Here is a 24,631-nt window from a genome sequence, read left to right as displayed (position 1 = left end):
ACACGGAGACCCACCCCATGCCGACCGCCTTGCCATCCCGACTCGATCCCGGCCGCGCCTATCCGCTCGGTGCGACCTGGGACGGTCTCGGCACCAACTTCGCGGTGTTTTCCGCGCATGCGCAGCGCATCCAGCTGTGCGTGTTCGATCCGACCGGCCGCAAGGAACTCGCGCGGCTCGACCTGCCCGAATGCACCGACGAGGTGTGGCACGGCTACCTGCCGAATGCGCATCCGGGCACCGTGTACGGCTTTCGCGCGGACGGGCCGTACCAGCCGCAGCATGGCCATCGCTTCAATCCGACCAAGCTGCTGCTCGACCCGTACGCACGCAAGCTGGTCGGTCATTTCCGCTGGTCCGACGCGCTGTTCGGCTATCGCGTGCATTCGAACCGCGCGGACCTGTCGATGGACCGCCGCGACTCGGCGCCCGCGATGCCGAAGGCCGTGGTCGTCGACGAGGCATTCGACTGGCGCACCGACCGGCGCCCGGACGTGCCGTGGCGCAGCACCGTGATCTACGAGGCCCACGTGCGCGGCGCGTCGATGCGGCGCGCCGGGCTGCGTGCGCCGGAACGCGGCACCTTCGCGTCGCTCGCGCATCCGGCGTTCATCGATCACCTGCTGTCGATCGGCGTGACCACGGTGGAGCTGCTGCCCGTGCACGCGTTCCTGCAACAGCGCGCGCTCGTGAACCGCGGGCTGCGCAACTACTGGGGCTACGACACGGCCGCGTTCTTCGCGCCGGAGCCGTCGTATCTGTCGACGCGGCGGCTCGACGAAATGCGCATCGCGATCCGGCAGCTGCATGCGGCCGGCATCGAGGTCGTGCTCGACGTCGTCTACAACCACACGTGCGAAGGCAACGAGCTCGGCCCGACGCTGTCGTGGCGCGGCCTCGACAACGCGAGCTACTACCGGCTGCGGCCGGACGACCCGCGTTACCACGTCGACGAGACCGGCTGCGGCAATACCTTGAACATGTCGCACCCGCGCGTCGTGCAGATGGTGATGGACTCGCTGCGCTACTGGGCCACCGCGTTCAATATCGACGGCTTCCGTTTCGATCTCGGCGTGACGCTCGGCCGCGAGGATCACGGCTTCGAGCCGGGCGCGGGGTTCTTCGATGCGCTGCGGCAGGACCCGGTGCTCGCGCAGCGCAAGCTGATCACCGAACCGTGGGACCTCGGGCCCGGCGGCTATCAGCTCGGCCGCCACCCACCCGGCTTCGCCGAATGGAACGACCGCTTTCGCGACACCGTGCGACGCTTCTGGCGCGGCGATGCCAGGCAGCGCCCCGAACTCGCCGCGCGCCTCGCGGGCTCGGCCGACCTGTTCAATCATCAACGGCGCCATACGTGGGCGTCGGTGAACTTCGTCACCGCGCACGACGGCTTCACGCTCGCCGATCTCGTGTCGTATGCGCACAAGCACAACGACGCGAACGGCGAGGACAACCGCGACGGCCGCGACGACAACTGCAGCGCGAACTGGGGCGTCGAAGGCGCGACCGACGACGCGTCGATCCGCGACTTGCGCGCGCGCGTCGCGCGCTCGATGCTCGCGACGCTGTTCACCGCGCTCGGCACGCCGATGATCGTCGCCGGCGACGAATTCGGCCGCACGCAGCATGGCAACAACAATGCGTATTGCCAGGATAACGAACTGTCGTGGCTCGACTGGGACCTTGCACGCAGCGACGAAGGCGAGCAGATGATGCGCTTCGTGTCGCGGCTCGCCGCGCTGCGGCGCATGTATCCGGTGATGTCCGCGCCGCGCTATCCGTCGGGCGACCGCGACGGCGCGCCCGGGATGCACGAGATCGACTGGTTCGACGAACGCGGCGGCGCGATGAGCGTGCCTGCGTGGGAGGACGGCGAGCGCCGCGCGCTGACGATGCGTCGGGTCGGCACGGGCCGCACCGGGCGCACCGAGGCGTTGCTCGTGATGCTGAATGCGTCGACCCATGCCATTACGTTCAAGCTGCCCGCGCCGGTGCTCGACTACCGCGTGCTGCTCGACACCGCGACACCCGACGCCGGCCCGCGCTCGTGGCCGGAGGCCGGCCTCGACGTCGCCGCGCACGCCGCCGTGATCGCGGTCGCGGCCGTGCCGCCATCCCCGCCCTCGTGAGGTACCGCCATGACGTCACGTACCGCCCCTCCGCCCGGCACGCACGCGTTCGCGTCGTCGTTCGGCGCGACCTGCATCGACGCTACGCACACGCGCTTTCGCCTGTGGGCGCCCGCGAGCCGCACGGCCACGGTCGAACTGCATGGCGAGCAGCGAATCCCGATGCCGGCCGCCGGCGACGGCTGGTTCGAGGCCATCGCGCCGTATGGCCCCGGCACGCTTTACCGCTTCCTGCTCGACGACGGCCTCGCCGTGCCCGATCCCGCGTCGCGCTTTCAGCCCGATGGCGTGCATGGCCCGAGCCAGGTCGTCGATCCCGCCGCGTACCGCTGGCGCAACGACGCGTGGCGCGGCCGCCCGTGGCACGAGACGGTGCTGTACGAACTGCACGTCGGCGCGTGCGGCGGCTATGCGAACGTCGAGCGGCGCCTGCGGGAGATCGCCGCGCTCGGCGTGACCGCGATCGAGCTGATGCCCGTCAACGCGTTTCCCGGTACGCGCAACTGGGGGTACGACGGCGTGCTGCCGTTCGCGCCCGACGCGTCGTACGGACGGCCCGAGGAACTGAAGGCGCTCGTCGACGCGGCGCACGGGCTCGGGCTCCAGGTGTTGCTCGACGTCGTGTACAACCATTTCGGCCCTGAGGGCAATCTGCTGCCGCGCTATGCGCCGGAATTCTTCCGCACGGACCGGCAGACCGCATGGGGGCCCGCGATCGACTTCTCGCGCGCGCAGACGAGCGCGTTCTTCATCGACAACGCGCTGTACTGGCTCGACGAATTCCGTTTCGACGGCCTGCGCATCGACGCCGCGCATGCGATCGACGACGACGCATGGCTGCTCACGCTCGCGCGCCGCGTGCGCGCGTATGCGGGTGACGCGCGTCACGTGCACCTGGTGCTCGAGAACGAACGCAATGCGGCGAGCCTGCTCGGGCCCGACGGCTTCGACGCGCAGTGGAACGACGATTTCCACAACAGCGCGCACGTGCTGCTGACCGGCGAGCGCGACGGCTATTACCGCGCGTACGCCGATGCGCCGCTGCGCCATCTCGCGCGCACGCTCGGCGAAGGGTTCGCGTACCAGGGCGAGCCATCGCCGCTGCACGGCGGCGCGCCGCGCGGCGAGTCGAGCGCGCATCTGCCGCCGACCGCGTTCGTCACGTTCCTGCAGAATCACGATCAGATCGGCAACCGCGCGTTCGGCGAACGGCTGCGCGCGCTCGCGAACGACGACGCGGTGCGCGCCGCCACCGCCCTGATGCTGCTCGCGCCGCAAATTCCGCTGCTGTTCATGGGCGAGGAAGACGGCAGCACGCAGCCGTTCCAGTTCTTCACCGACTATCGCGGCGCGCTCGCCGACGCCGTGCGCGAAGGCCGGCGCCGCGAGTTCGCCGCGTTTCCCGCGTTCGCCGATCCCGCGCATCGCGACGCGATTCCCGATCCGAACGACGTCGGCACCTTCGTGCGCTCGTCGCCCGGCCATGCCGGCGAGGACGCATGGCCCGACGCCGACGCGTGGCGGCGCTTCTATCGCAGCGCGCTGACCGTGCGCGCGGCGCTCGTGACGCCGCACCTGCCGGGCGCCCGCGCGCTCGGCGTCGAGCTGCTGGCCTGCAACGGCGACAGCGCCGCGGAGGCGCTCGTCGCACGCTGGCGGCTCGGCGACGGCAGCACGCTGACGATCGCGTTCAATCCCGGCTCGCACGACGCGATGCTGCCCGCGCTGCCGGTCGGCAAGATCGTGTTCGAGACGCCGCCGCGCGCGCGCGACCGGCTGGCCGACGCGCGGCTGCCCGCGCGCACCTGCATCGCGTGGCGCGACGGCGCGGTGAACCACGATGCGCTGAGCCACCGCTCGAACGGGCATACGCGGCCATGACGACCGACGTCGCGATCGCCGATCTCGCGCGCTCGGCCGGGCTGGAACCCGACTGGATCGATGCGGGCGGCATCGCCCGGCGAGTGGACGACGACGCGCTCATCGCGCTCGTCGATGCACTCGGCTGGCCGTGCGGCACGCCGATCGAGCGGGTCGACAGCGCGGCGGCGCTCGCCGACGCGCACGACGCGACGCCGCGCGTCGTGACCGGCGACGCCGGCGTGCCGCTCACGCTGCCGCGCGGTGTCGCGCCGCCCGGCGCGCGCTTCCGGATTTCACTCGAAACGGGCGGACACGTCGACGGGCGCGTGACCGGCGCGGGCGAACACGGCACGCTGCCGCCGCTCGCGCTGCCCGGTTATCACGCCCTCGACATCGGCGAGCAGCGGATCGGCCTTGCGATCGCGCCGCCGCGGGCCCGGCCGTTCGATGCCTTCGACGACGCGCCGGACGCGCAGCGTCGCTGGGGCATCGCGGCTCAGATTTACAGCCTGCGCCGCACGGGCGACGACGGCGCGGGCGACTACACCGCGCTCGCCGGCCTCGCCACGCGCGCGGCGCGGCACGGTGCGCACGCGGTCGCGACCAGTCCGACGCATGCCGGGTATCCGGCGCTGCCCGAACACGACAGTCCGTATTCGCCTTCGTCGCGGCGCTGGCACAACGTCGCGTATCTCGACTGCGATGCGGTGCCGGGGGCCGACATCGTGCGGCGAACGCGCGGTGCGGCGCCGGACATCGCCAACGCGGGCGACACGCCGCTGATCGACTGGCCGCACGTGCTGCCGCTGAAGCTGCGCCGGCTGCGCGCGTGCTTCGACGCGTGGCGCGCGAACGGCGAGCCGTCGCGCGACGCATTCGAGCGGTTCCGCGCGGCGGGCGGCGCGGCGCTCGACGCGCATGCGCGCTTCGACGCGCTGCAGGCGTTCTGCATCGAACACGGGATCGGCGCGGACTGGCGGCAATGGCCCGCGCAGTGGCGGACGCCGGCGTCGTCCGAGGTCGACGCCTTCGCGCATGCGCATGCCGAGACGATCGCGTTCCATACGTTCCTGCAATGGTGCGCGTCGGACGCGCTCGGCAACGCACAGCATGCGGCGCGCGATGCGGGGATGACGATCGGGCTGATCGCGGATCTCGCGGTCGGCTCCGATCAGGCCGGCAGCGATGCGTGGGCGCACGGCGCGACGTTGCTGCGCGGCGTGTCGGTCGGCGCGCCGCCCGACCTGTTCAATGCGGACGGCCAGGCATGGGGCGTGACGACGTGGACGCCCGCCGCGCTGCGCGCCAACGGCTTCGCGCCGTTCGTCGAGCTGCTGCGCGCGGCCTTCGCGCATGCGGGCGGGATCCGCATCGATCACGTGCTCGGCTTCGCGCGGATGTGGATCGTGCCGGAGGGCCGATCGCCGCGCGACGGCGCGTACCTGCGCTACCCGTTCGACGATCTCGTGCGGCTCGTCGCGCTGGAGGCGGCACGGCATCGCGCGGTCGCGATCGGCGAGGATCTCGGCACGGTGCCGGAAGGTTTTCGCGAGCGGCTCGGCGCGCAGGGTATCGCGGGGATGCGCGTGCTGTGGTTCGAACGTGAAGCCGATCGTGCGTTTCGGCCGCCGTCGGCGTGGGATCGCGACACGATCGCGATGACGTCGACGCATGATCTGCCGACCGTGGCCGGCTGGTGGCGTGGTGTCGATCTCGAATGGCGGCGGGTCGTGGCCGATGCCGATGCGTCCAAGCATGCAGGCGCGGCGGACCGGAGCAGCCACGTGCAGCGCGTCGCGCGTGCACGCGATGTCGGCGACGACATCGGTCGCGCCGCGGCCGCACACGGCTCGGGCCGCGACGAACGGAACGATCCGGTCATGCGTGACGATACGCCGGCCACGGATGGCAGCCACGGCGCGCCTTCCGCACCGGACACACCGTCGCCCGCCCCGCACCTCGCGGCCGCCCGGGCCGAACGTGCCACCGACCGCACGATGCTGTGGCGCGCGTTGCAGCACGCGGGCTGCGCACCGGCGAGCGATCCGATCCCGCCCGCCGATGCGCCGCCCGTCGGCGCCGTCCTCGCGTACGTCGCGCGCAGCCCGTCGCCGCTCGCGATCGTGCCGCTCGAGGATCTGCTCGCACTGCCCGAACAGCCGAACCTGCCCGGCCCGCCATGCGGCCATCCGAACTGGCTGCGCCGGCTGCCGCGCACGGTCGACGCGCTGTTCGACGCCGACGTGCGCACACGCATCGCGGCGATCGAGCGCGCGCGCGACGCACCGGAGGACGACGCATGACCCCGCGCGCGACCCTCCGGTTGCAACTGCATGCAGGCTTCACGTTCGACGACGCGGCCGCGCACGCGGACTATTTCGCGCGACTCGGCGTGAGCCATCTGTATCTGTCGCCGATCACGACGGCCGAGCCCGGCTCGACGCACGGCTACGACACCGTCGACCATCGCGCGATCAACGCGGAACTCGGCGGCGAAGCCGGCTTCCGCCGCCTCGTCGACGCGCTGCGTGCGCGCGGCCTCGGCGTGATCGTCGATATCGTGCCGAACCACATGGGCGTCGGCGGCGCATCGAACGGCTGGTGGAACGACGTGCTCGAATGGGGGCCGGCCAGCCCGTACGCGCACTACTTCGACATCGACTGGCATCCGCCCGATGCGGCTCTCGACGGCAAGGTGCTGCTGCCCTGCCTCGGCGCGCCGTACGGCGACGCGCTCGCGGCCGGCGACATCACGCTGGGCGCCGATCCTTCGGCCGGGTGCTTCTTCATCGCATGCCCGGGCAGGAGGTTGCCGGTCGCCGCCGCCACTTATGCGGAAATCCTGCGCATCACCAATCGTGCGGACCTGAACGCCCTCGCCGAACGTTTCGCTGCCGCGGCGATTCGCGGCAGCGCGCGCCTCGCTGATGCGCACACGGCGCTGCGCGACTATGCCGCCACCCATGGCCCGCATGCGTTCGACGCGATCCTGCGCGGCGCCGATCCACGCCGCGCGCGCTCGCGCGCGTGCCTGCACCGGCTGCTCGAACGCCAGCATTACCGGCTCGCATGGTGGCGCACGGCCGCCGACGAACTGAACTGGCGGCGCTTCTTCGACATCGCGACGCTCGCGGCCGTGCGCGTCGAAGACGACGCGGTGTTCGACGCGGTGCATGCGCTGCCCTTGGAACTGCATGCGGCCGGCTTCATCGACGGCCTGCGCGTCGATCACGTCGACGGCCTCGCCGACCCGCGCGCGTACTGCCGGCGCCTGCATGCGCGGCTCGCCGCGCAGCGCGACGAGCGGCCGTATGTCGTCGTCGAGAAGATCCTCGCGCCGGGCGAGACGCTGCGCGAGGACTGGCGCGTCGACGGCACGACCGGCTACGACTTCATGAACGACGTCGCCGCGCTGCTGCACGACCCGGCTGGCGCCGCGCCGCTCGCCGCGCACTGGGCAGCCGTGTCGGGATCGACGCGCTCGTTCGCTCGGGAAGCCGCGGCCGGCAAGCGGCGCGTGCTGACTCGGCAGCTTGCGGGCGAGCATGAACGCGTCGCGCGGGCGTTGCACCGTGTCGCCCGCGCCGCACCCGCGACGCGCGACATCAGCAGGATTGCGATCCATCGGGTGCTGGGCGAGCTCGCCGTGCATCTGCCCGTGTACCGGATGTACCCGACCCTCGGCGAAGAGGCGACCGCCTCCGATCGTCGCGTGCTGGCGCGCGCGTACGACGCGGCGTGCGCGGCGATCGATCCGTCCGATCGCTACGCGCTCGATCGCGTCGCCGGCTGGCTCGGGCTGCCCGGCACGCGTGTGCCGCGCGCGGATGCCGCCGCGCTGCACGCGGCGCGTGTCGCGTTCGCGCAGCTCACCGCGCCGTTAGCCGCGAAGGGCGTCGAGGACACGGCCAACTATCGCTACGGACGGCTGCTGTCGCGCAACGAGGTCGGCGCCGATGCCGGCGAGTTCAGCCTGTCGCGTGGCGCGTTCCATGCACGCAACCGTAGACGCGCGCGCACCGTGCCGCATACGCTCGTCGCGACGGCGACGCACGATCACAAGCGTGGCGAAGATGCGCGCGCGCGGCTCGCGGTGTTGAGCGAAGTGCCGGGCCTGTGGCGCACGGTGTCGCTCGACTGGTCCGCGTTGAACCAGCCTCGGCGCGGCGGCGCACATCGCGATCTTGCCTGGACGCCCGGGCCTTCCGCGGAGGCGATGCTGTACCAGACGCTCGTCGGCTGCTGGCCGCCGGGGCTCGCGCCGGACGATGCGGCCGGACTCGCGGCGCTCACGGAGCGCGTGGTGCGGTGGCAGACGAAGGCGCTGCGCGAGGCGAAACGGCACACGGACTGGCTCGCGCCGGACGCGGACTACGAGCGCACTTGCGAGGCGTTCGTCCGCGCGATCCTGACGCCGCACGGCACGGGCGATTTCGTGCATCGCCTGCATGCGTTCGTCGCGCGGCTCGCGCCGGCCGGCGTCGTCAACAGTCTCGCGCAGGCGGCGTTGCGGATGGCGTCGCCGGGCGTGCCCGATCTGTATCAAGGTACCGAGTCATGGGATCACTCGCTCGTCGATCCGGACAACCGGCGCGACGTGCCGTTTGCGAAGCTGGCGGCCGAGCGGGTCGACGAGCCGGTCGCCGCGTACCTGCGCGACTGGCCCGACGCGCGGGTGAAGCGCGCGCTCGTCGAGCGGATGCTCGCGTTGCGCGCGCGCTGGCCGACGACGTTCGCGGACGGCGCGTACGTGCCGCTGCGCGTGCGCGGAAAACTCGGGCGGCATGCGTTGGCGTTCGCGCGCTGCGACGAAGCGGCGACTGTCGTGGTCGCGGTGACGCGGCTCGCGTGCCGGCTGCTCGGCGAAGCGCCGGCGCTGCCGCGCGTGGAACCACGGGAATGGGGCGATACGGCCGTGGTCGTGCCGCGCGCCGCCGGCGAGCGATGGATCGACTGGCTGAGCGACGGAAGCGAAGTCGCGGCGCCGGGCGGCGTGATTCGGCTCGATCGCTGTCTGGCCGCGTTGCCGGTTGCGGTGCTCGTCGCGGCACGCGTTCGGGATTGAGTCGGTCCGGATCGGTATGGATCGTGCTCGCGGCGCTGCCGGTATCGATTGCGACTCGCGAGACGACGCACACACCGCGATTTCAAATCGCCCGCTGATTCACCCGCTTCGACAATGCCTCCGCGCTCTCCTTGCGCTCGCTGTACCGGTCGACCAGATACGGACCGATGTCGCGCGTCAGCAGCGTGAACTTCACCAGTTCCTCCATCACGTCGACCACGCGATCGAAATAGGCCGACGGCTTCATCCGCCCCGCTTCGTCGAATTCCATGAACGCCTTCGCCACCGACGACTGGTTCGGGATCGTCAGCATGCGCATCCAGCGCCCGAGCACGCGCATCTGGTTCACCGCGTTGAACGACTGCGAGCCGCCGCTGACCTGCATCACCGCGAGCGTCTTGCCCTGCGTCGGCCGCACGGCGCCGACCGACAGCGGAATCCAGTCGATCTGCGACTTCATGATGCCGGTCATCGCGCCGTGTCGTTCCGGCGAGCACCACACCATCCCTTCCGACCACAGCACCAGTTCGCGCAGCTCGACGACCTTCGGGTGGCTCTCCGGCGCATCGTCGGGCAACGGCAGGCCGCTCGGATTGAACACGCGCACCTCGGCGCCCATCGCCGTGAGCAGGCGCTCGGCCTCCTCGACCAGCAGGCGGCTGAACGAACGCTCGCGCAGCGAACCGTACAGCAGCAGGAAACGCGGCGGATGCGTGGACGGCGACGCCGGCCGCAAGCGGCTCGCGTCCGGCACGCGGAAGAGTTCGGGGTCGAGTTGCGGCAGGTCGGTCAGTCGGTCGGTCATGGATGGATTCAGTGGTTGGCTCATGCGCGCTCGTACCAGCCCTTCGACCGGTTCACGATGCGCACCACCAGCAGCATGACCGGCACCTCGATCAACACGCCGACGACGGTCGCAAGCGCCGCGCCGGAGTGAAAACCGAACAGGCTGATCGCGGCCGCGACGGCGAGCTCGAAGAAATTGGATGCGCCGATCAGCGCGGACGGGCACGCGACGTTGTGCTTCTCGCCCACCGCGCGGTTGAGCCAGTACGCGAGCGCCGCGTTGAAGAACACCTGGATCAGGATCGGCACCGCGAGCAGCGCGATCACCAGCGGCTGCTTGAGGATCGCCTCGCCCTGGAACGCGAACAGCAGCACGAGCGTCGCGAGCAGCGCGGCGATCGACCACGGGCCGATCCTCGCCATCGCGGCATCGAACGCCGCCTGCCCGCTCCGCAGCAGCCGCTTGCGCCAGAGCTGCGCGAGGATCACCGGAATCACGATGTAGAGCAGCACCGACGTAAGCAGCGTCGCCCACGGCACGGTAATCGCGGACATCCCCAGCAGCAGCCCGACCAGCGGCGCGAACGCGATCACCATGATGCTGTCGTTCAGCGCGACCTGCGACAGCGTGAACAGCGGATCGCCGCCCGTGAGCCGGCTCCACACGAACACCATCGCCGTGCACGGCGCGGCGGCCAGCAGGATCAGGCCGGCGACGTAGCTGTCGAGCTGGTCCGCCGGCAGCATCGGCGCGAACAGCTGGCGGATGAACAGCCAGCCGAGGAAAGCCATCGAGAACGGCTTGACGAGCCAGTTCACGGCGAGCGTGACGCCGATCCCCTTCACGTGCTGCCGCACTTCATGCAACGCGCCGAAGTCGACCTTCACGAGCATCGGGATGATCATCACCCAGATCAGCAACCCGACCGGCAGGTTCACCTGCGCGTACTCGATGCGGCCGATCCGCTGGAACAGGCCGGGCAGCACCTGGCCGAGCGCGATGCCGGCGACGATGCACAGCGCGACCCAGACCGTCAGATAGCGTTCGAAGAAGTTGATCGCCGGCTTCGCGGCGGCGTTGCAAGGCGGGATGGTGTTGGACGTATTCATCGGACAGGATTCGATGCTGGAAAAACGCACGGGGCACACGAGTTCGCGCGTGCCCCGTGCGGGCGCTCAGTTCCGCGAGATGTCGATCAACGCCGCCTGGAGTTCGGCGTCGCTCAACCGGTCAAACGGCAACGCCAGCAGTTGCAGCATCCGGTAACCGATCGCCTCGCGCGTCAGTTCGAACGCGAGCCGCTTGCCTGCATCGCCGCCCTCGGCGTTCGACGGATCGGCGTAGCCCCAGTGCACTTTCACCGGGCTGCCGGGCCAGTACGGGCAAGCCTCCGCGGCCGCGCTGTCGCATACCGTGATGACGATGCGCATCCGTGGCGCGCCGTCGCCGACGAATTCGTCCCAGCTCTTGCTGCGGTAGCCGGTGACGTCGACGCCCGCGCGCGTCAGCGCGTCCAGCGCGAACGGATTGAGCCGGCCGCTCGGCGCGCTGCCGGCGCTGTAGGCGCGCACGTCGCGGCCGAGTTTCGCGGCCCAGTGATTGAGCATGCCCTCCGCGAGCACGCTGCGGGCGGAGTTGTGGGTGCAGAGGATCAGGACGTTGGTGGTCATCGGCGGGTGCGTGGACGTGTGCTTACGTTGGATCGGAGCAGGAGGTCGAACAGGCGGTGGCCGGCGTGCACGGATTGCCGCCGCAGCAGTTCTCGGTCAGGTAGCCGATCAGCGCGTTCATCGTCGCGAAGTTCGCGCAATAGAACACGAAGCGGCCTTCCTGGCGGCTCGTGACGAGCTGCGCGTGGGCCAGTTCCTTCAGATGAAACGACAGCGACGACGGCGGCACGTCGAGCAGCGTCGCGATTTGCCCGGCAGGCAGGCCCGACGGGCCGGCCTGAACGAGCGCGCGGAATACGGCGAGGCGCGACTCGTGCGCGAGGGCCGACAGGGCGGCGATGGTCTGGTTCATTTCCATTTTTCGATAATACTCGAAATATGGAAATGAAGAAATCGGCGCCGCATCCATGGTTACCCGCGATCGAACCTATGGCCCCGAGCGACCGGCGGGCGAACACCAGGCGCTCGAAGTCACGACCACTCTTCCGGCGGCATCGCGCCGCCGTCGTCCTCCCAATGCGGCTCGCCGGCCTCGTGACCGCGGCTCGGCGCCACCGGGCCGTTCCCGCCGCCGCGTTCGGCCCGCCGCGCATCGCTATGTGACGTCGACGCGCGCACCCGTGCCCGCGTGCGGGTCGGCGCCACGGTCCGCTGTTCGCCGCTGCGGCGCTCGTCGGTCGACGCCGCATCGTTCGCCTGTCGCACATTCGAAGCTGCGTTCATGTGTCCTCTCCTGTGTCGGTGAAAGCATCCGTCGGCCAAGCGCAGCAATTTCGGTGCCGCGCACCGGGCAAGCGCCTTGCTAGCTTCGTTCGCATCACAATCCTTGCCGGAGGTGAGCATGCCGACCGATCCCAGCACGTCGCCCGCCACGCGCCATCGCCTCGGCGAATGGATGGCCCGCGAGGAATCGCACATGGCCGCATACCGCGAGGGCATCGCGAACGACGCACGCGCGCATGCGGGCGAACGGCTGCGCACGCCGGCCGTGCAGGAACTCGCGCGGCTGTTCGACGACGACGCGGTGCTGCGCATGAGCCTGACCCGCGCGATCGACGAGGCACGCGAAGCGGGCCGCACGCTCGGCTACACCTCGATCGGCGAACTGATGACGGTGATCGATCACCTGATGACCTACACGCCGCCATTCAGCGAAACGAGCCTGATCGTGTGCCCGCTGAACGCGTTCCTCGACTGGCCGATGTGCATGCCGTCGGGCCACGCGGTGTTTCGCGACGCGGCGGTCAACGCGCACCTGAAGCAGGTGCTGAACGTGTGGTGCGATTTCCTCGGCGGCCCGCATTCGCGCGCGCATCTCGACACGTCGTCGCCCGACGGCTGGTTCTGCGACGAAGCGCGCAAGCGCCTCGGCCTGTCGCAGTTCCAGTATCGCGAGGACCAGCCGCACTGGGGCTTCGACTCGTGGAACGACTTCTTCACGCGGCGCTTTCGCGCGGGCGCGCGGCCGGTCGCGGCGCCGGACGATGCGCACGTGATCGTCAGCGCATGCGAGGCCGCGCCGTATCACACCGCATCGAACGTGAAGATCCGCGACACGTTCTGGGTCAAGGGCCAGCCTTACTCGCTGCGCGACATCTTCACGCCCGCGCGGCTGCCGCTCGCCGAACGGTTCGTCGGCGGCGATCTGTACCAGGCGTATCTGAGCGCGTACAACTATCATCGCTGGCACGCGCCGGTGCGCGGCACGGTCACGCATGCGTACCGGGTCGACGGCACCTACTATTCGGTCGCCGAGGCGGAAGGCCCGGACCCGGCCGGCCTCAACGATTCGCAGGGCTACATGACGGCCGTCGCCGCGCGCGCGATCGTCGCGATCGACTGCGACGATCCCGGGATCGGGACCGTCGCGGCCGTGTTCGTCGGAATGGGCGACGTCTCGTCCTGCATCGTCGAAGTCGTGCCGGGGCAGCGCGTCGACAAGGGCGACGAGATCGGCTATTTCCAGTACGGCGGCTCGACCTGCTGCCTGCTGTTCGAGACCGGCGTGATCGACCGCTTCCCGTTCGCGCCGCCGTTCGACGGCGATACACCGGTCGTGCAGGTCAACGCGCCGGTCGCGATCGCACGCTGAACCGCGCGTTGGCCACGCGTGCGGGTGTCATGCATCCATGTATCGCGTGTCACGCGTCGAGATCGCCGGCCTCGCGGCCATCGTGCCGCTGCACGCACCGGACGACGGTCAACCCGTCGGCGGTCAAAGCCGGGCGACTCGTGCCCGATGCGTCCGGGCACATCACGATCAACTGTCGTTCGACCAGCGCGACGATGTCCTCGCGGTCGGTCTGGATCTGTTCCGGTGCGCGATGCACCAGGAACAGCGCGGCGAATTCATGGGCGGTCAGCATGCTTGTTTCCCCGTTGTGACGGCTTCGCACGATGCAGCGGCGGCATCGCGGCGACGCACGGCGCGAAACGTGCGCCGGCGACGACAGAAGCATGCAGGGAGCGTGCCAGATTGTGGGACGCGGCCGCCCCGTGCGCGACCGGCGCGCGGCGCGATGTGTCACCGCAAACCGCGTGATGGCCGCTGCAAAGTTTTCAATGGTGTGTAAGCGAGCACGCGCACGGTGCGCCGGCCGGCCCGCGCCGGCATTCCGCAGCCGCGCGGATCACGACTTCCTCGAGCGAAACAGCCCGGCCCGCGCCGTTTTGCCCGCCGCCTTGTCGCGCACGCGGAAATAGCCGCTGTGCAGCTCCACGCCGCCCTTGCCGTCCGCGAGCACGTCCTCGCACGCGGCCTCGATGCGCGCACGGCCGCGCTCGAACGCGTCGCGCAGGTCGGCTTCGAGCGCGGAGCGCGCGCCGAAATGGTCCTCGAGCGCCTCGACCGTGATCGCGCACGTGAGCGGCTTCCCGTCGACCTCGACGACGAAGCGCATCTGCAGCGCCGCACCGTCGAACTCGGGCGGCGCGTCGGTCAGCGTCACGTGATGGACGGAATCGGCCGGCATCGCTCAGCCTCCCCGCGACGCGAGACACTGCACCAGCGCGCCGTTGAATGCGGGCAGATCGTCGGGCTTGCGGCTCGTGATCAGGTTGCCGTCGCGCACGACCTCCTGGTCGCCCCACTTGCCGCCCGCGTTGCGGATGTCGTCCTGCAGGCTCGGCCAGCTCGTCATCGTGCGGCCGTCCACCAGCCCGGACGATACGAGCAGCCAGCCGCCGTGACAGATCGCGGCGATCGGCTTGCCCGCACCGACCGCCGCCGTCACGAATTCGCGCGCGGCCGGCAGCATCCGGATCGCGTCGCCGTTGACGACGCCACCCGGCAGCACGACCGCGTCGTAGTCGCCTTCGCGCGCATCGTCGAACGTCCGGTCGACCTTCACGCGATCGCCCTTGTCGACATGCCTGAGCCCCTGGATCTCGCCGCGCTTCTGCGAAATCACGTCGACCTGCGCGCCTTCGGCCTCGAGCGCGCGCTGCGGCTCGACGAGCTCGGCTTCCTCGAAACCGTCGACCGCGAGTATCGCCACCTTGCAATGGTCCAGCTTGCCGATCATGGAGCGCCTCCCTGTTGATGTTGCGGCACCCGTCGTGCCATGCCCGTCGCGCAGCAATTTGCGTGCCGCGCGCACGATCGCGTCGGTGGGGCGCGACCCGCAATCGCCGGGCGGCCTCACGCACGCGCGCCGCCGCGTGACGCGTGGGGGCCCTGAGTCACGCCGCGCCGCGCGACCTCTGCAAAGATTTCAACGGGATGTAACGCGACTGCCGGCGACTGCCGCCCGGCGCCGTCATGCAAGGCCGCGCCCGTGCGCGGGTCGCTATCGGCCCGACACGCTCACTGCAAGTGACGCGCCGCATCGAGCATCGCGTCGGTCAGTTCGACCGTCAGCGTCAGGTCCTCGGTGACGTCGGGCAGCGTGTCGAGCGTGGCCTGCACGGCATCGTGCAGCATCGCGTGCACGCGCATCCGCGCGCCGTCGTCGAGATCCGCATAGCGCTCCATCGTGTCGCAGTCGAGTGCGAGCACCACGGCGTGCCGCGCGGTATCGGGCGGCGCATCGGGCGCCAGCGCCCAGGCCGCATGAAACGTGATCCTGCCGGTCTCGACGTCGAGATGCACCGTCGTATCGAGATCGTCGGTATCGACCGCGTCGGTGTCCAGTTCGTCGTGGTCGATCGAGATCCGTGAATTCGATTGCATGATGTCCTCCTGCGTGGTGGCGGTGTGCCGGCCCCGTGGCCGACGCCCGCCATCGCGCCGCGCCGGTCGCGCCGGCGCGACACCGTGATCGTCAATAGCCGCTGGAACCCGCGCCGCCCGTACCGCCTGCGCCGCCGCCCGCGCCCGTCGCGCCCGCCCCCGCGCTGCCGCCGCCATTGGAGCCGCCCGTGCTGCCGCTGCCACCCGTGCCGGCGCCGCTCGGGCCGCCCGGCTTGGTGCGCACATGCGGGCGCGCGTGCGAACGCATGGCGCGCGGCTCCTGCATGCGGGTCGCGGGCGGCGGCGCCGCCGTATTGCCGTTCGACATGCTGTCGCCGGCGCCTTGTGCCGATGTGTCCGGCGGCGACAGGATCGGCGCGCCGGTGCCCTCGTCGGAGCGCTGCGAATTCTGTGCCCACGCGGCCGGTGCGGCCGCGACGAGTGCGACGGCCGCGCACGCAAGGATCCGGCGCACGGCAGATTTCGATTCGAATACTGACTTCATGGAACGTTCTCCCTCAATGGAATGGCTGTCGTGGAATTTCCTGCATCCCTGGTTCAGCAAGGCACGTGCCGTCGGCGACGCGCGGCACGCGATTTGCGCGTCCCACGACCAGCCCATCCCGATCCCGTACGGAGCCCTGTCATGCCTTCAGCTTCCGCTTCCCATCCGCACGGCAAACGCGTGACGCGCCGCCCCGGCCGCGCGCGCAGCAACGATCCGCATCATCGCAAGCGCTGGTCCGCCGACGTCATGAAAAAGAGCGATGCGCTGGACATCGAACCCGCGATCTTCAAGTCCGACGACCCGGGCGAGATCGCGGCGTCGCTCAAGCGCTCGGCCGAACACAGCCGCCGCCGCAAGGCGCCGCCGTTCCAGTCGGCGATGTCGATGCTCAACTTCTATCTGAACCGCGCGGGCCGCAACCTGCCGAAAACACGCCGCGCGACGCTCGAACGCGCGAAGCGGAAACTGCGCGAGGCGTTCGGCCGCAAGCCGTGACGCCCCCCGCCGCCTCCGTATCGACCTGCTCCGCCTGCACGCATGCATGAAACGCTGTGGTATCTGATCGTCGGCGCGGTGCTGATGGGCATGGGCGTCGCGACATCGGCGCTGCGTCACCTGCCCTGCAGCAGCGCGATGATCTATCTCGCGCTCGGCGTCGCGCTCGGCCCGTCCGGGGCCGGCCTCCTGCATCTCGACATCGAACGCGACGCGTCGCTGTTGCGCGAGATCGTCGAGGTCGCGCTGCTGGTGTCGCTGTTCGCGATCGGGCTGCGGCTGCGCGTGCCGCTGTCCGACCCGTTGTGGCTCGTGCCCTGCCGGCTCGGCCTGCTCGCGATGAGCGTCACCGTGCCGCTGCTCGCCGGCTGCGCGGTGCTGACGCTCGGGCTCGGCTGGGGTCCCGCGCTGCTGCTCGCGGCGATCCTCGCGCCGACCGACCCGGTGCTCGCGCACGACGTGCAGGTGCACGATCCCGGCGACCGCGACCTGGTGCGCTTCGCGCTGTCCGGCGAAGGCGGGCTGAACGACGGCATCGCGCTGCCGTTCGCGCTCGCGGGCCTCGCGCTGTGCGGCGCGGCCGACACGCCGCACGCGCGGCCGGCGCTGACGGGCGCGTTCGCGCTGGCCGCGCTGTGGGGCATCGCGGGCGCGGCCGCGATCGGCGGCGTGCTCGGCGCGGCCGCCACCAAGGCGATCGGCTGGCTGCGCACCCGCCACGCGCAGGCGCTCGGCTTCGAAGGCTTCTTCGCGCTCGCGCTGATCGTGCTGTCGTTCGGCGCCGCGCAGCTCGCGAATACGTTCGGCTTCATCGCGACGTTCGCCGCGGGCGTCGCGATGCGCCGCGTCGAGCATCGCGCGAGCGGCGACCGGCGTCCGCGCGAAGTGATCGGCCGGATCGATTCGGAAGACGTGGTCGCGACCGAGAAGCATCCGGAGAAGGTGCACGCGTTCATGACCGAATCGGTGCTGGACTTCACGATCGAGCTCGAACGGATCGCCGAGGCGCTCATCATGACGATGATCGGCAGCGTGCTCACGACGCTGTCGGCGCCGCTCATGACGTGGGGCGCTATCGCGCTCGCCCTCGTGCTGTTCGTGGCCGTGCGGCCGCTCGCCGTGCTGCTGTCGCTGACCGGCTCGCACGCGACCCACGCGCAGCGGCGGCTGATGGCGTGGTTCGGGATACGCGGAATCGGCTCGTTCTATTACCTGCTGTTCGCGCTCGAACACGGGCCGTCCAGCGCGGTGCGCCCGCTGGCGGCGCCGGTGCTGGCCGTCGTGTCGGCATCGGTGATCGCGCACGGCATCTCCGCGACGCCGCTGATGGACTGGTATTACCGCCTGCAGCAGCGCCGGCGCTGACCGCGCCGGCGACGTCACGACCCATCGAGCCGCGCGCGCATCTGCGCGGAGATGCGCTGCCGCGTCTCGTCGTAGCCTTCCCACGGATCGCGCGCGAGCCGGTCGAGCCGTTCGTGCAGCGTGTCGATCGTCCATTGCGCGCCGCCCGTCGTATCGGGCACCTCGTCCCAGCGCAGCGGCACCGACACGCCCATCCCGGGCCGCGCACGCGCCGAGTACGCCGCGATCGTGCTCGCACCGCGGCCGTTGCGCAGGTAATCGATGAAGATCTTGCCGCGACGATGACGCGGGCCCATCGTCGCGGTGAAACGGTCGGGCAGCGCGCTCGCGACGTGTTGCGCGACGGCGCGCGAGAAGTCCTTCACGTCGTCCCATCCGAGGTGCCGCGTGATCGGCACGACCACATGCAGCCCCTTGCCGCCGCTCGTCTTGCAGAACGACGCGAGCCCCAGCTCGTCGAGCAGCCCGCGCACGAGTTGCGCGGCCTCGATCATCGCGCTCCACGGCAGCGCGGGATCAGGATCGAGGTCGAACACGATCCGGTCGGGCCGCTCGATGTTCGACGCGTGCGCGTTCCACGTATGCAGTTCGATCGTGCCCATCTGCGCGGCACCGAGCAGCGCGTCGACGCTGTCGAGCGACAGCAGCGGACCGTGTCCCGGATCGAGCCCGGCATGTTGCGTGACGAACGGAATCTCGCGGCGTTCCGCGTGCTTCTGGAAGAACAGCTCGCCGGCGATGTCGCCGGGCGCGCGCACGAGCGACACGGGTCGCCCCTTCAGGTCCGGCAACAGCCACGGCGCGACCCATTGCCAGTAATGCGCGAGATCGATCTTGCGCGTGCCGCTTTGCGAGTCGAGCACGCGGTCGGGATGGGTGATGCGCACGCGGCCGAGCTGATCCGGGCCGGCATCGTTGCCGGCCGTGCGGGTGGATGACCGTGAACGCGCGTGGTGTTCGCGGCCATTCGCTTCATGAGCCGCGTGCGACGCGTGCTTGCGGGGATGTTTGTCGTCGTGCGTGGTTCGCTGTCGATCCATCGTCATCTCCGTTTCCGCATTTTCCGTCTGTTTCGGCACTTCGCGGACGATCTGCGTGGCCGGCTTGTCTTCGCGCAGCGCGATGAACGCGGCCTGCCGCACGATGCCGTCGCCGGTCCACTCCGCGAATTCGCATTCGGCGACGAGCGTCGGTTCGATCCAGTGCACGCGCGTGCGCGAGCGTTCGCGCGGCGGCGGATCGAACGGCGGCGTGTCGCGCTCGTGCTTGCGCAGGATCGCGGCAAGCCGGTCGAGCATGCGTGCGTCGAAGCCGGTTCCGACCCGGCCGACATAGCGCAGCGGTGTCGGCCCGCGTCGCCGCTTGCCGGCCGGCGCCGGTTCGTGCACGCCGAGCAGCAGCGCGCCGAAGCCGTGGCGGCTGCCCGACGGCTCGGTATAGCCGCCGATCACGAACTCCTGCCGGCGTCGGCATTTGAGCTTGATCCACGCAGGCGAACGTCCGGCCCGGTAGCGCGAGTCCGCGCGCTTGCCGATCAGCCCTTCCAGGCCCGTATCGCATGCGCTTGAGATCAGCGACGCGACGTCGTCGCCGAGATCGGGCGAAAAGCGCAGTCGCGCGGGGTCGCTGTCGGCCAGCAGCGGTTCGAGCAGCCCGCGGCGTGCGGTGAGCGGCGCGTCGCGCAGGTCGTAACCGTCAAGGAAGGGCAAATCGAATACGAACAGCGTGACCGCATCCGAGCGCCCCGCGCCGAGGGCGTTCTGCAGCGCCTGGAAATCGGGGAGGCCGTGCGCGCCGAGCACGACGGCCTCGCCGTCGAGCCATGCGTCGTCGACGTCGAGCGCGGCGAGCGCATCGCGTTGCGCGCGCAGCTTCGCGGTCCAGTCGCGGCCTTCGCGCGTCATCAGCTTCACATACCGGCGTGTGCCCTTGCCCGCGATACGCGCGAGGATCCGGTAGCCGTCGAACTTCAGTTCGTAGCGCCAGTCGCCCTGCGTGGGCGGGCCGTCGACCAGCGTCGCGAGTTGCGGCGCGACGCGCTCGGGCAGCGGCGCGCGCACCGCGCCTTCGATCCCGGAGGGATCGGCCGGCGGGCGTTCACGCTCGTCGTGTTCGTCGTGTTCGTCGTGTTCGTCGTGTTCGTCGTGTTCGTCGTGTTCGTCGTGTTCGTCGTGTTCGTCGTGCCGCGCGCCACGTGCATCGCGTTTCGCGGACTTGTCGCCGCGGCCGCGCGGCGTCCGGCGCGCATGCTTCGCGCCGTCGGCCGAATCCGCGCGCGCCGCAGACGCAGCGCCATCATGCACACTCCCCGGCCGCTCGCCGACGACGTCGAATTCGTCCGCGTCGCGCGCGTCGTCGTCGCGCTCCTTGATCAGCAGCCACTGCTCCTGTCGCCCCTGCTGGCGCCCGCTGCGCACGAGCGCCCAGCCGCCGTGCAGCTTTTCGCCGTCGAGCCGGAACGTGAGCTTGCCCGCGCGATAGCCGTCGCGTGCCTGCGCGAGGCCGCCGTCGGGCGTCCACGTGCCTTCGTCCCATACGACGACCGACCCCGCGCCGTAATGCCCGGCCGGAATCTCGCCTTCGAACGACGCATATTCGAGCGGATGATCCTCGACATGCACGGCGAGACGCTTCACCGACGGATCGAAGCTCGGCCCCTTCGGCACGGCCCACGACTTCAGCGTGCCGTCGAGTTCGAGCCGGAAGTCGTAGTGCAAGCGCCGCGCATGATGCTCCTGGATCACGAAGCGCAGCGGATGGCCGGTGCGCGCGCGCGCCCGCGCGGAAGGTTTCGCATCCGCCTTCGCATGCCGACGCCCGTGCGCGCCTTCCGGTTCCGGCGTCGCGCCGAAGTGGCGTTTGCGGCGATAGGGATCGAGCTTGCCGGGCATCGCATCACCTCGCTTCGCGCGGCGTCATGCGGCGTGCTTGCGGCGCTCGGTGGCTTTCTTCACCGCATGCTCGCCGTGCGCGGCACGTTTCGCGGCCGGCCGTTTCGCCGCCGCGGTTTTCGTGGGCGCGCCCTTCGTCGCGGTTTTTGAAGCCGGTTTGTGGCGCCCGCCGCCGCGCGACGACGAAGATGCCCCTTCCGTATTCGCGTCCTCGTCGTCGCCCGCGTCGCGCAAATCCGCCGCACGCGCTCCGCCGCCGCCCTTCAGGCTGCGTTTCAGCAACTCGGTGAGGTCGACCACGTTGGTCGCCGCGCGGCTCGTCTGCGCCGGCCGTTCCTCGATCTCCTCGATCTTGCCCGCGCGCACCTTGCGCTCGACCAGCTCGAGGATGTCGTCGCGGAACGTGTCGTGATACTCGTCGGGCGTCCACTTGCCGGCCATGTCGTCGATCAGCTTCTTCGCCATGGCGAGCTCGCGCGCGGTCACGCCCGCGCCCTTCGCGTCGTCGGCCGGCACCGACAGTTCGTCGAGCGGCCGCAACTCCTCCTGCCAGCGCAGCGTATCGAGCGCGAGCAGCGGCCCGACCGGAATCAGCGCGCCGAGATGCTGTCGGTCGCGCATCACGACCAGCGCGATGCCGATCTTGCCGCTGTCCTTCAATGCATCGCGCAGCAGCGCATAGACTTTCTCGCCCTTGCGGTCCGGCACGAGGTAGTACGGCGTGTCGAGATAGAGGAACGACACGGCGTCCTCGTCGACGAAGGTCAGGATGTCGACGGTCTGCGTCGATTCGGGGTTCGCCGCGCGGATTTCGTCGTCGGTCAGCACGACGTAGCGTTCCTTCTCGTATTCGTAGCCGCGCACGATGTCCTCGCGCGTGACTTCCTTGCCGGTGCGCTTGTTGATCTGCCGGTAGCCGACCGGATCCATCGAGCGCTTGTCGAGCAGCCGGAACGACGGCTTCACGGTGCGCGTCGCGGGAAACAGCTGCACGGGCACGTGAACGAGCCCGAAGCTGATCGCGCCTTTCCAGATCATCCGCGGTGCCATGCCTGTCCTCCTTGCCGCTTGCACGCCCACGCGGCGGACCCGCTCCCCCGTGCGACGTTCCGCGAGGCGGCGCGATTGCGCGCCGTCGGGTTGCGGTCGATTGCCGGATCGGGGAGATTCGTCATGCGCGCATCCTCGCATCGGTTCGGTGATGGACGGCGGCGTGCGTGGCCGTGTCGCGGCGCACACGCAGCCGTCACGGGAAACGGACGCGCCGCGCGGCGCGTGCCGCGGCGGCCCGCTACGGTGTCGCGACGGGCGGCTGCCGCGCCGTCAGGGCGCGCGCAGCGCGCGATCCAGTTCGTCGCGCGTCACGTCGAGCGCGACGCTGCATTCGATCTCGGCGTCCTCGACGCGCGGCTTCTGTTCGTCCACCGCGCGCCGCGCCATGTCGCACACATGCGTCCGGACGCGCAACCGGTCGGCCGTACCGAGCGATGCATAGCGCGTGAGCACGTCGGGATCGAAACGCAGGTCGACCGCGCAGCGCCATTGACGTGCGTCGTCATCGGACGGCACGCGCACCCACGACACCTGGATCGTCAGCCGCCCCGACGCGTCGTCCGCATGCACGACGACGGTCGACTGCGACGGAAAGCCGTTCGCGAGCGCATGTTCGAGTTCCGCGATGCGCTGCGAACGGTCGGGGGCGATCGTCATCGGCGCACGACTCCCAGCAGCAGCGTGACCAGGAAGATCACGACGAAGATGTAGAACAGGATCTTCGCGATCTCGGCCGCGCCGGCCGCGATGCCGCCGAAGCCGAACAAGGCGGCGACGAGCGCGATGATGAAGAAGATGATGGCGTATCGAAGCATGAATGCCTCCTGCAGTCCTGAATAACGAATCGTCGACGCGTGTCGCCGCACGATCAAGAATCGTGCTTGTGCCGGGGTTTGCCGTGGGCCGGCGTCGAAGCCATTTTTTCGAGTTCCTTCTCGCTCATCGACTTGGCCATCGACTTCGCAGGCGGCTTCAGGTCCTTCATCTTCGTGTCACCGCGCTTGGCCGACAAGGCGGCCCCCGCGGCGCGCTGCTGGGCCTGGGACTTGGCTGGCATGGCTGTTCTCCTCTCGGTGATGCGCGCGGGCACCGCGGGTCGCGGGCCGCGCGCGGTTCGGACGGTATCGTCACGCGGCGTCGCGCCGGCGCAGTTCAGCGGGCGGAATCTTCATCGCCTGGCGATACTTGGTCACCGTGCGACGCGCAAGAAGGATGCCGCGCCCCGCGAGATTCTGCGCGAGCGCGACGTCCGACAGCGGATCGGTATGGCGCTCGGCCGCGATCATGTCGCGGATCAGCACCTTCGCGGCCGACGCCGAGCACACGCCCTTGCCGGCCGCTTCCAGCTTGCGCGGGAAGAAATGCTTGAACTCGAACGTGCCGTGCGGCGTGGCCATGTATTTGTTGCCCGTCGCGCGCGACACGGTCGATTCGTGCAGGTCGAGTTCCTCGGCGATGTCGCGCAGCACGAGCGGCTTCATCGCGATCTCGCCGTAGCGGAAGAAATCGCGCTGCCGCGCGACGATGCATTCGCCGACGCGCTGGATCGTGTCGAAGCGCTTCTGCACGTTGCGGATCAGCCAGCGCGCTTCCTGCAACTGCTGGCCGAGCGGCGAATCGCGCTCGCCGCTCGACTGCGCGAACAAGGTCGCGTAGCGCTCGTGCAAGCGCGCGCGCGGCAGCACGGCCGGGTTGATCGTCACGATCCATTCGTCGCGCACCTGGCGCACGATCACGTCGGGTATCACGTAGTCGCCGCGCGTGCTGCCGTAGTGATTGCCGGGACGCGGATCGAGCGTGCGCACCAGCGCGCACGCGGCCTGCATCGTCGGCTGGCTGCAGCCCAGGCGTCGCTGGATTTCCGCCGTCTCGCGCCGCGCGAGCCGTTCGAGGTGCTCGCGCGCGATCGCCTTCGCCTCCGCGAGCGCGGGCGTGCCGGCCGGAATCGCGTCGAGTTGCAGCACCAGGCATTCGGACACCGAACGCGCGGCGATGCCGGGGCGATCCAGCATCTGCACGAGCCGCAGCGCGACCGCGAGATCCTGTTCCGACAGCAGCAGCGCCGGATCGGCCGCGACCAGCAGCTCGGCCAGTTCCTGACGCAGGTAGCCGTCCTCGTCGAGCGCATCGATCACGATGCGCGCGGCCTCGCGGTCGCGCTTGTTCAGCGGATAAAGGCGCAGTGCATCGTGCAATTGCTGGTGCAGCGACGGCTCGGCCGCCATCCACTCGCCGGGCGACAGGTCGCTCGCGTCGTCGGCCTGACGGCTCGTGCCGCGCGGCGCCGGAGCGGCCGTATACGACACCTCGCCGTCAGGCGGACGCACATCCTCGCGCTCGGGCGGCGGCTCGGGCGGCGCGGCTTCGGCAGTGGGTTCGGGCGCGTCGGCGGCGGCTTCGTCGTCGCCCTGGCCATCTTCGAGAAACGGATTCGAGTCGAGCGCCTGCCGCAATTCCTGCTGGAATTCGAGCGAAGACAACTGCAGCAGGCGAAGCGACTGCTGAAGCCTCGGCGTGAGTGCCAGATGCTGTCGCATCTGGAGCGCAAGCGTGACGGACATCGATGCCCTCCTGACGGTGTGCGGAATTGCGTTCACACGCATTCACGCAGCTTCCATGCCAAGGCGGCGA

23 protein-coding genes are annotated in these 24,631 nt (G+C 70.1%); 7 read left to right on the top strand and 16 right to left on the bottom strand.

Translation table 11 applies throughout. The features are described from left to right. The first annotated feature begins 17 nt into the window (after nt 1-17). The 4 genes from glgX to treY are packed head-to-tail and all read left to right on the top strand — an operon-like array spanning nt 18 to nt 9,060. Nucleotides 18-2,132 carry a glycogen debranching protein GlgX gene (glgX, locus tag WS46_RS30180; RefSeq protein ID WP_059692937.1) on the top strand — a complete coding sequence of 705 codons (2,115 nt, stop codon included), beginning with the start codon at nt 18-20 and terminating at the stop codon, nt 2,130-2,132. A gap of 9 nt (nt 2,133-2,141) precedes the next feature. Next, nucleotides 2,142-4,013 (top strand): malto-oligosyltrehalose trehalohydrolase, encoded by a 1,872-nt coding sequence (gene treZ / locus WS46_RS30175; protein WP_059692935.1) that lies wholly within the window; start codon nt 2,142-2,144, stop codon nt 4,011-4,013. Beyond that, a complete protein-coding gene (gene malQ / locus WS46_RS30170) occupies nt 4,010-6,298 on the top strand; it encodes a 4-alpha-glucanotransferase (protein ID WP_059692933.1) in 2,289 nt (762 codons plus the stop codon). The genes treZ and malQ overlap by 4 nt, the downstream gene beginning before the upstream one ends. Continuing rightward, nucleotides 6,295-9,060 carry a malto-oligosyltrehalose synthase gene (treY, locus tag WS46_RS30165; RefSeq protein WP_059692931.1) on the top strand — a complete coding sequence of 922 codons (2,766 nt, stop codon included), beginning with the start codon at nt 6,295-6,297 and terminating at the stop codon, nt 9,058-9,060. The genes malQ and treY overlap by 4 nt, the downstream gene beginning before the upstream one ends. A gap of 82 nt (nt 9,061-9,142) precedes the next feature. Here the strand turns inward: treY and arsH are convergent, their stop codons facing one another. The 5 genes from arsH to WS46_RS30140 all read right to left on the bottom strand — a co-directional run bounded on the left by arsH (nt 9,143) and on the right by WS46_RS30140 (nt 12,240). Then, on the bottom strand, nt 9,143-9,865 hold the full coding sequence (arsH, locus tag WS46_RS30160) for an arsenical resistance protein ArsH (RefSeq protein ID WP_059536933.1): 723 nt from the start codon (nt 9,863-9,865) through the stop codon (nt 9,143-9,145). Between the two features lie 20 nt (nt 9,866-9,885). Then, entirely contained in the window at nt 9,886-10,956 is a 1,071-nt protein-coding gene (gene arsB, locus WS46_RS30155; protein WP_059536938.1) for an ACR3 family arsenite efflux transporter, read from the bottom strand. A gap of 66 nt (nt 10,957-11,022) precedes the next feature. Continuing rightward, a complete protein-coding gene (locus WS46_RS30150) occupies nt 11,023-11,517 on the bottom strand; it encodes an arsenate reductase ArsC (protein WP_059692929.1) in 495 nt (164 codons plus the stop codon). A 22-nt stretch (nt 11,518-11,539) separates the two neighbouring features. Further along, complete coding sequence (locus tag WS46_RS30145) at nt 11,540-11,875, bottom strand: helix-turn-helix transcriptional regulator (protein ID WP_059692927.1); 336 nt, start codon at nt 11,873-11,875, stop codon at nt 11,540-11,542. A gap of 113 nt (nt 11,876-11,988) precedes the next feature. Beyond that, nucleotides 11,989-12,240, bottom strand: a complete 252-nt coding sequence (locus WS46_RS30140) for a hypothetical protein (protein WP_059692925.1) — start codon at nt 12,238-12,240, stop codon at nt 11,989-11,991. Nucleotides 12,241-12,358: 118 nt separating this feature from the next. Between WS46_RS30140 and WS46_RS30135 the strand changes: the two genes are divergently transcribed. Continuing rightward, a complete protein-coding gene (locus tag WS46_RS30135; RefSeq protein ID WP_059692923.1) occupies nt 12,359-13,609 on the top strand; it encodes a phosphatidylserine decarboxylase family protein in 1,251 nt (416 codons plus the stop codon). A gap of 49 nt (nt 13,610-13,658) precedes the next feature. Here the strand turns inward: WS46_RS30135 and WS46_RS30130 are convergent, their stop codons facing one another. From WS46_RS30130 to WS46_RS35740, 5 genes are all read right to left on the bottom strand, one after another. Next, nucleotides 13,659-13,883, bottom strand: coding sequence for a hypothetical protein (locus WS46_RS30130; protein WP_059692921.1), 225 nt, complete (start codon nt 13,881-13,883; stop codon nt 13,659-13,661). A gap of 264 nt (nt 13,884-14,147) precedes the next feature. Further along, nucleotides 14,148-14,489, bottom strand: coding sequence for a DUF1488 domain-containing protein (locus WS46_RS30125; protein ID WP_059692919.1), 342 nt, complete (start codon nt 14,487-14,489; stop codon nt 14,148-14,150). Nucleotides 14,490-14,492: 3 nt separating this feature from the next. Next, nucleotides 14,493-15,041, bottom strand: a complete 549-nt coding sequence (locus WS46_RS30120; protein ID WP_059692916.1) for a type 1 glutamine amidotransferase domain-containing protein — start codon at nt 15,039-15,041, stop codon at nt 14,493-14,495. A 281-nt stretch (nt 15,042-15,322) separates the two neighbouring features. Then, a complete protein-coding gene (locus WS46_RS30115) occupies nt 15,323-15,688 on the bottom strand; it encodes a DUF3022 domain-containing protein (RefSeq protein WP_059692913.1) in 366 nt (121 codons plus the stop codon). A 91-nt stretch (nt 15,689-15,779) separates the two neighbouring features. Next, nucleotides 15,780-16,193 carry a hypothetical protein gene (locus WS46_RS35740; RefSeq protein ID WP_059692911.1) on the bottom strand — a complete coding sequence of 138 codons (414 nt, stop codon included), beginning with the start codon at nt 16,191-16,193 and terminating at the stop codon, nt 15,780-15,782. A gap of 141 nt (nt 16,194-16,334) precedes the next feature. Here WS46_RS35740 and WS46_RS30105 point away from each other — a divergent pair, with 141 nt between their 5' ends. Both WS46_RS30105 and WS46_RS30100 read left to right on the top strand, forming a co-directional pair. After that, nucleotides 16,335-16,691, top strand: a complete 357-nt coding sequence (locus tag WS46_RS30105) for a DUF3175 domain-containing protein (protein ID WP_059536961.1) — start codon at nt 16,335-16,337, stop codon at nt 16,689-16,691. A 42-nt stretch (nt 16,692-16,733) separates the two neighbouring features. Then, on the top strand, nt 16,734-18,056 hold the full coding sequence (locus WS46_RS30100) for a sodium:proton antiporter (protein WP_059692908.1): 1,323 nt from the start codon (nt 16,734-16,736) through the stop codon (nt 18,054-18,056). A gap of 14 nt (nt 18,057-18,070) precedes the next feature. Here the strand turns inward: WS46_RS30100 and ligD are convergent, their stop codons facing one another. From ligD to WS46_RS30075, 6 genes are all read right to left on the bottom strand, one after another. Continuing rightward, nucleotides 18,071-20,947 (bottom strand): DNA ligase D, encoded by a 2,877-nt coding sequence (gene ligD, locus WS46_RS30095; protein ID WP_059692906.1) that lies wholly within the window; start codon nt 20,945-20,947, stop codon nt 18,071-18,073. A 24-nt stretch (nt 20,948-20,971) separates the two neighbouring features. Next, nucleotides 20,972-21,997 (bottom strand): Ku protein, encoded by a 1,026-nt coding sequence (locus WS46_RS30090; RefSeq protein ID WP_059692903.1) that lies wholly within the window; start codon nt 21,995-21,997, stop codon nt 20,972-20,974. Nucleotides 21,998-22,270: 273 nt separating this feature from the next. Next, nucleotides 22,271-22,657 (bottom strand): DUF3022 domain-containing protein, encoded by a 387-nt coding sequence (locus WS46_RS30085; protein ID WP_059536979.1) that lies wholly within the window; start codon nt 22,655-22,657, stop codon nt 22,271-22,273. Continuing rightward, entirely contained in the window at nt 22,654-22,815 is a 162-nt protein-coding gene (locus tag WS46_RS34740) for a DUF1328 domain-containing protein (RefSeq protein ID WP_081052496.1), read from the bottom strand. The genes WS46_RS30085 and WS46_RS34740 overlap by 4 nt, the downstream gene beginning before the upstream one ends. Before the next feature lie 53 nt (nt 22,816-22,868). Next, a complete protein-coding gene (locus tag WS46_RS30080) occupies nt 22,869-23,057 on the bottom strand; it encodes a DUF3008 family protein (protein WP_059536983.1) in 189 nt (62 codons plus the stop codon). 70 nt (nt 23,058-23,127) lie between these two features. Continuing rightward, nucleotides 23,128-24,561 (bottom strand): RNA polymerase factor sigma-54, encoded by a 1,434-nt coding sequence (locus tag WS46_RS30075; protein WP_059536986.1) that lies wholly within the window; start codon nt 24,559-24,561, stop codon nt 23,128-23,130. Nucleotides 24,562-24,631: the final 70 nt, after the last annotated feature.

The organism is Burkholderia sp. RF4-BP95, assembly GCF_001521985.1.
Taxonomy (GTDB): Bacteria; Pseudomonadota; Gammaproteobacteria; order Burkholderiales; family Burkholderiaceae; genus Burkholderia; species Burkholderia diffusa.
Note: the sequence above shows the minus strand (reverse complement) of the source record. Positions and strands in the feature narration are given on the sequence as shown.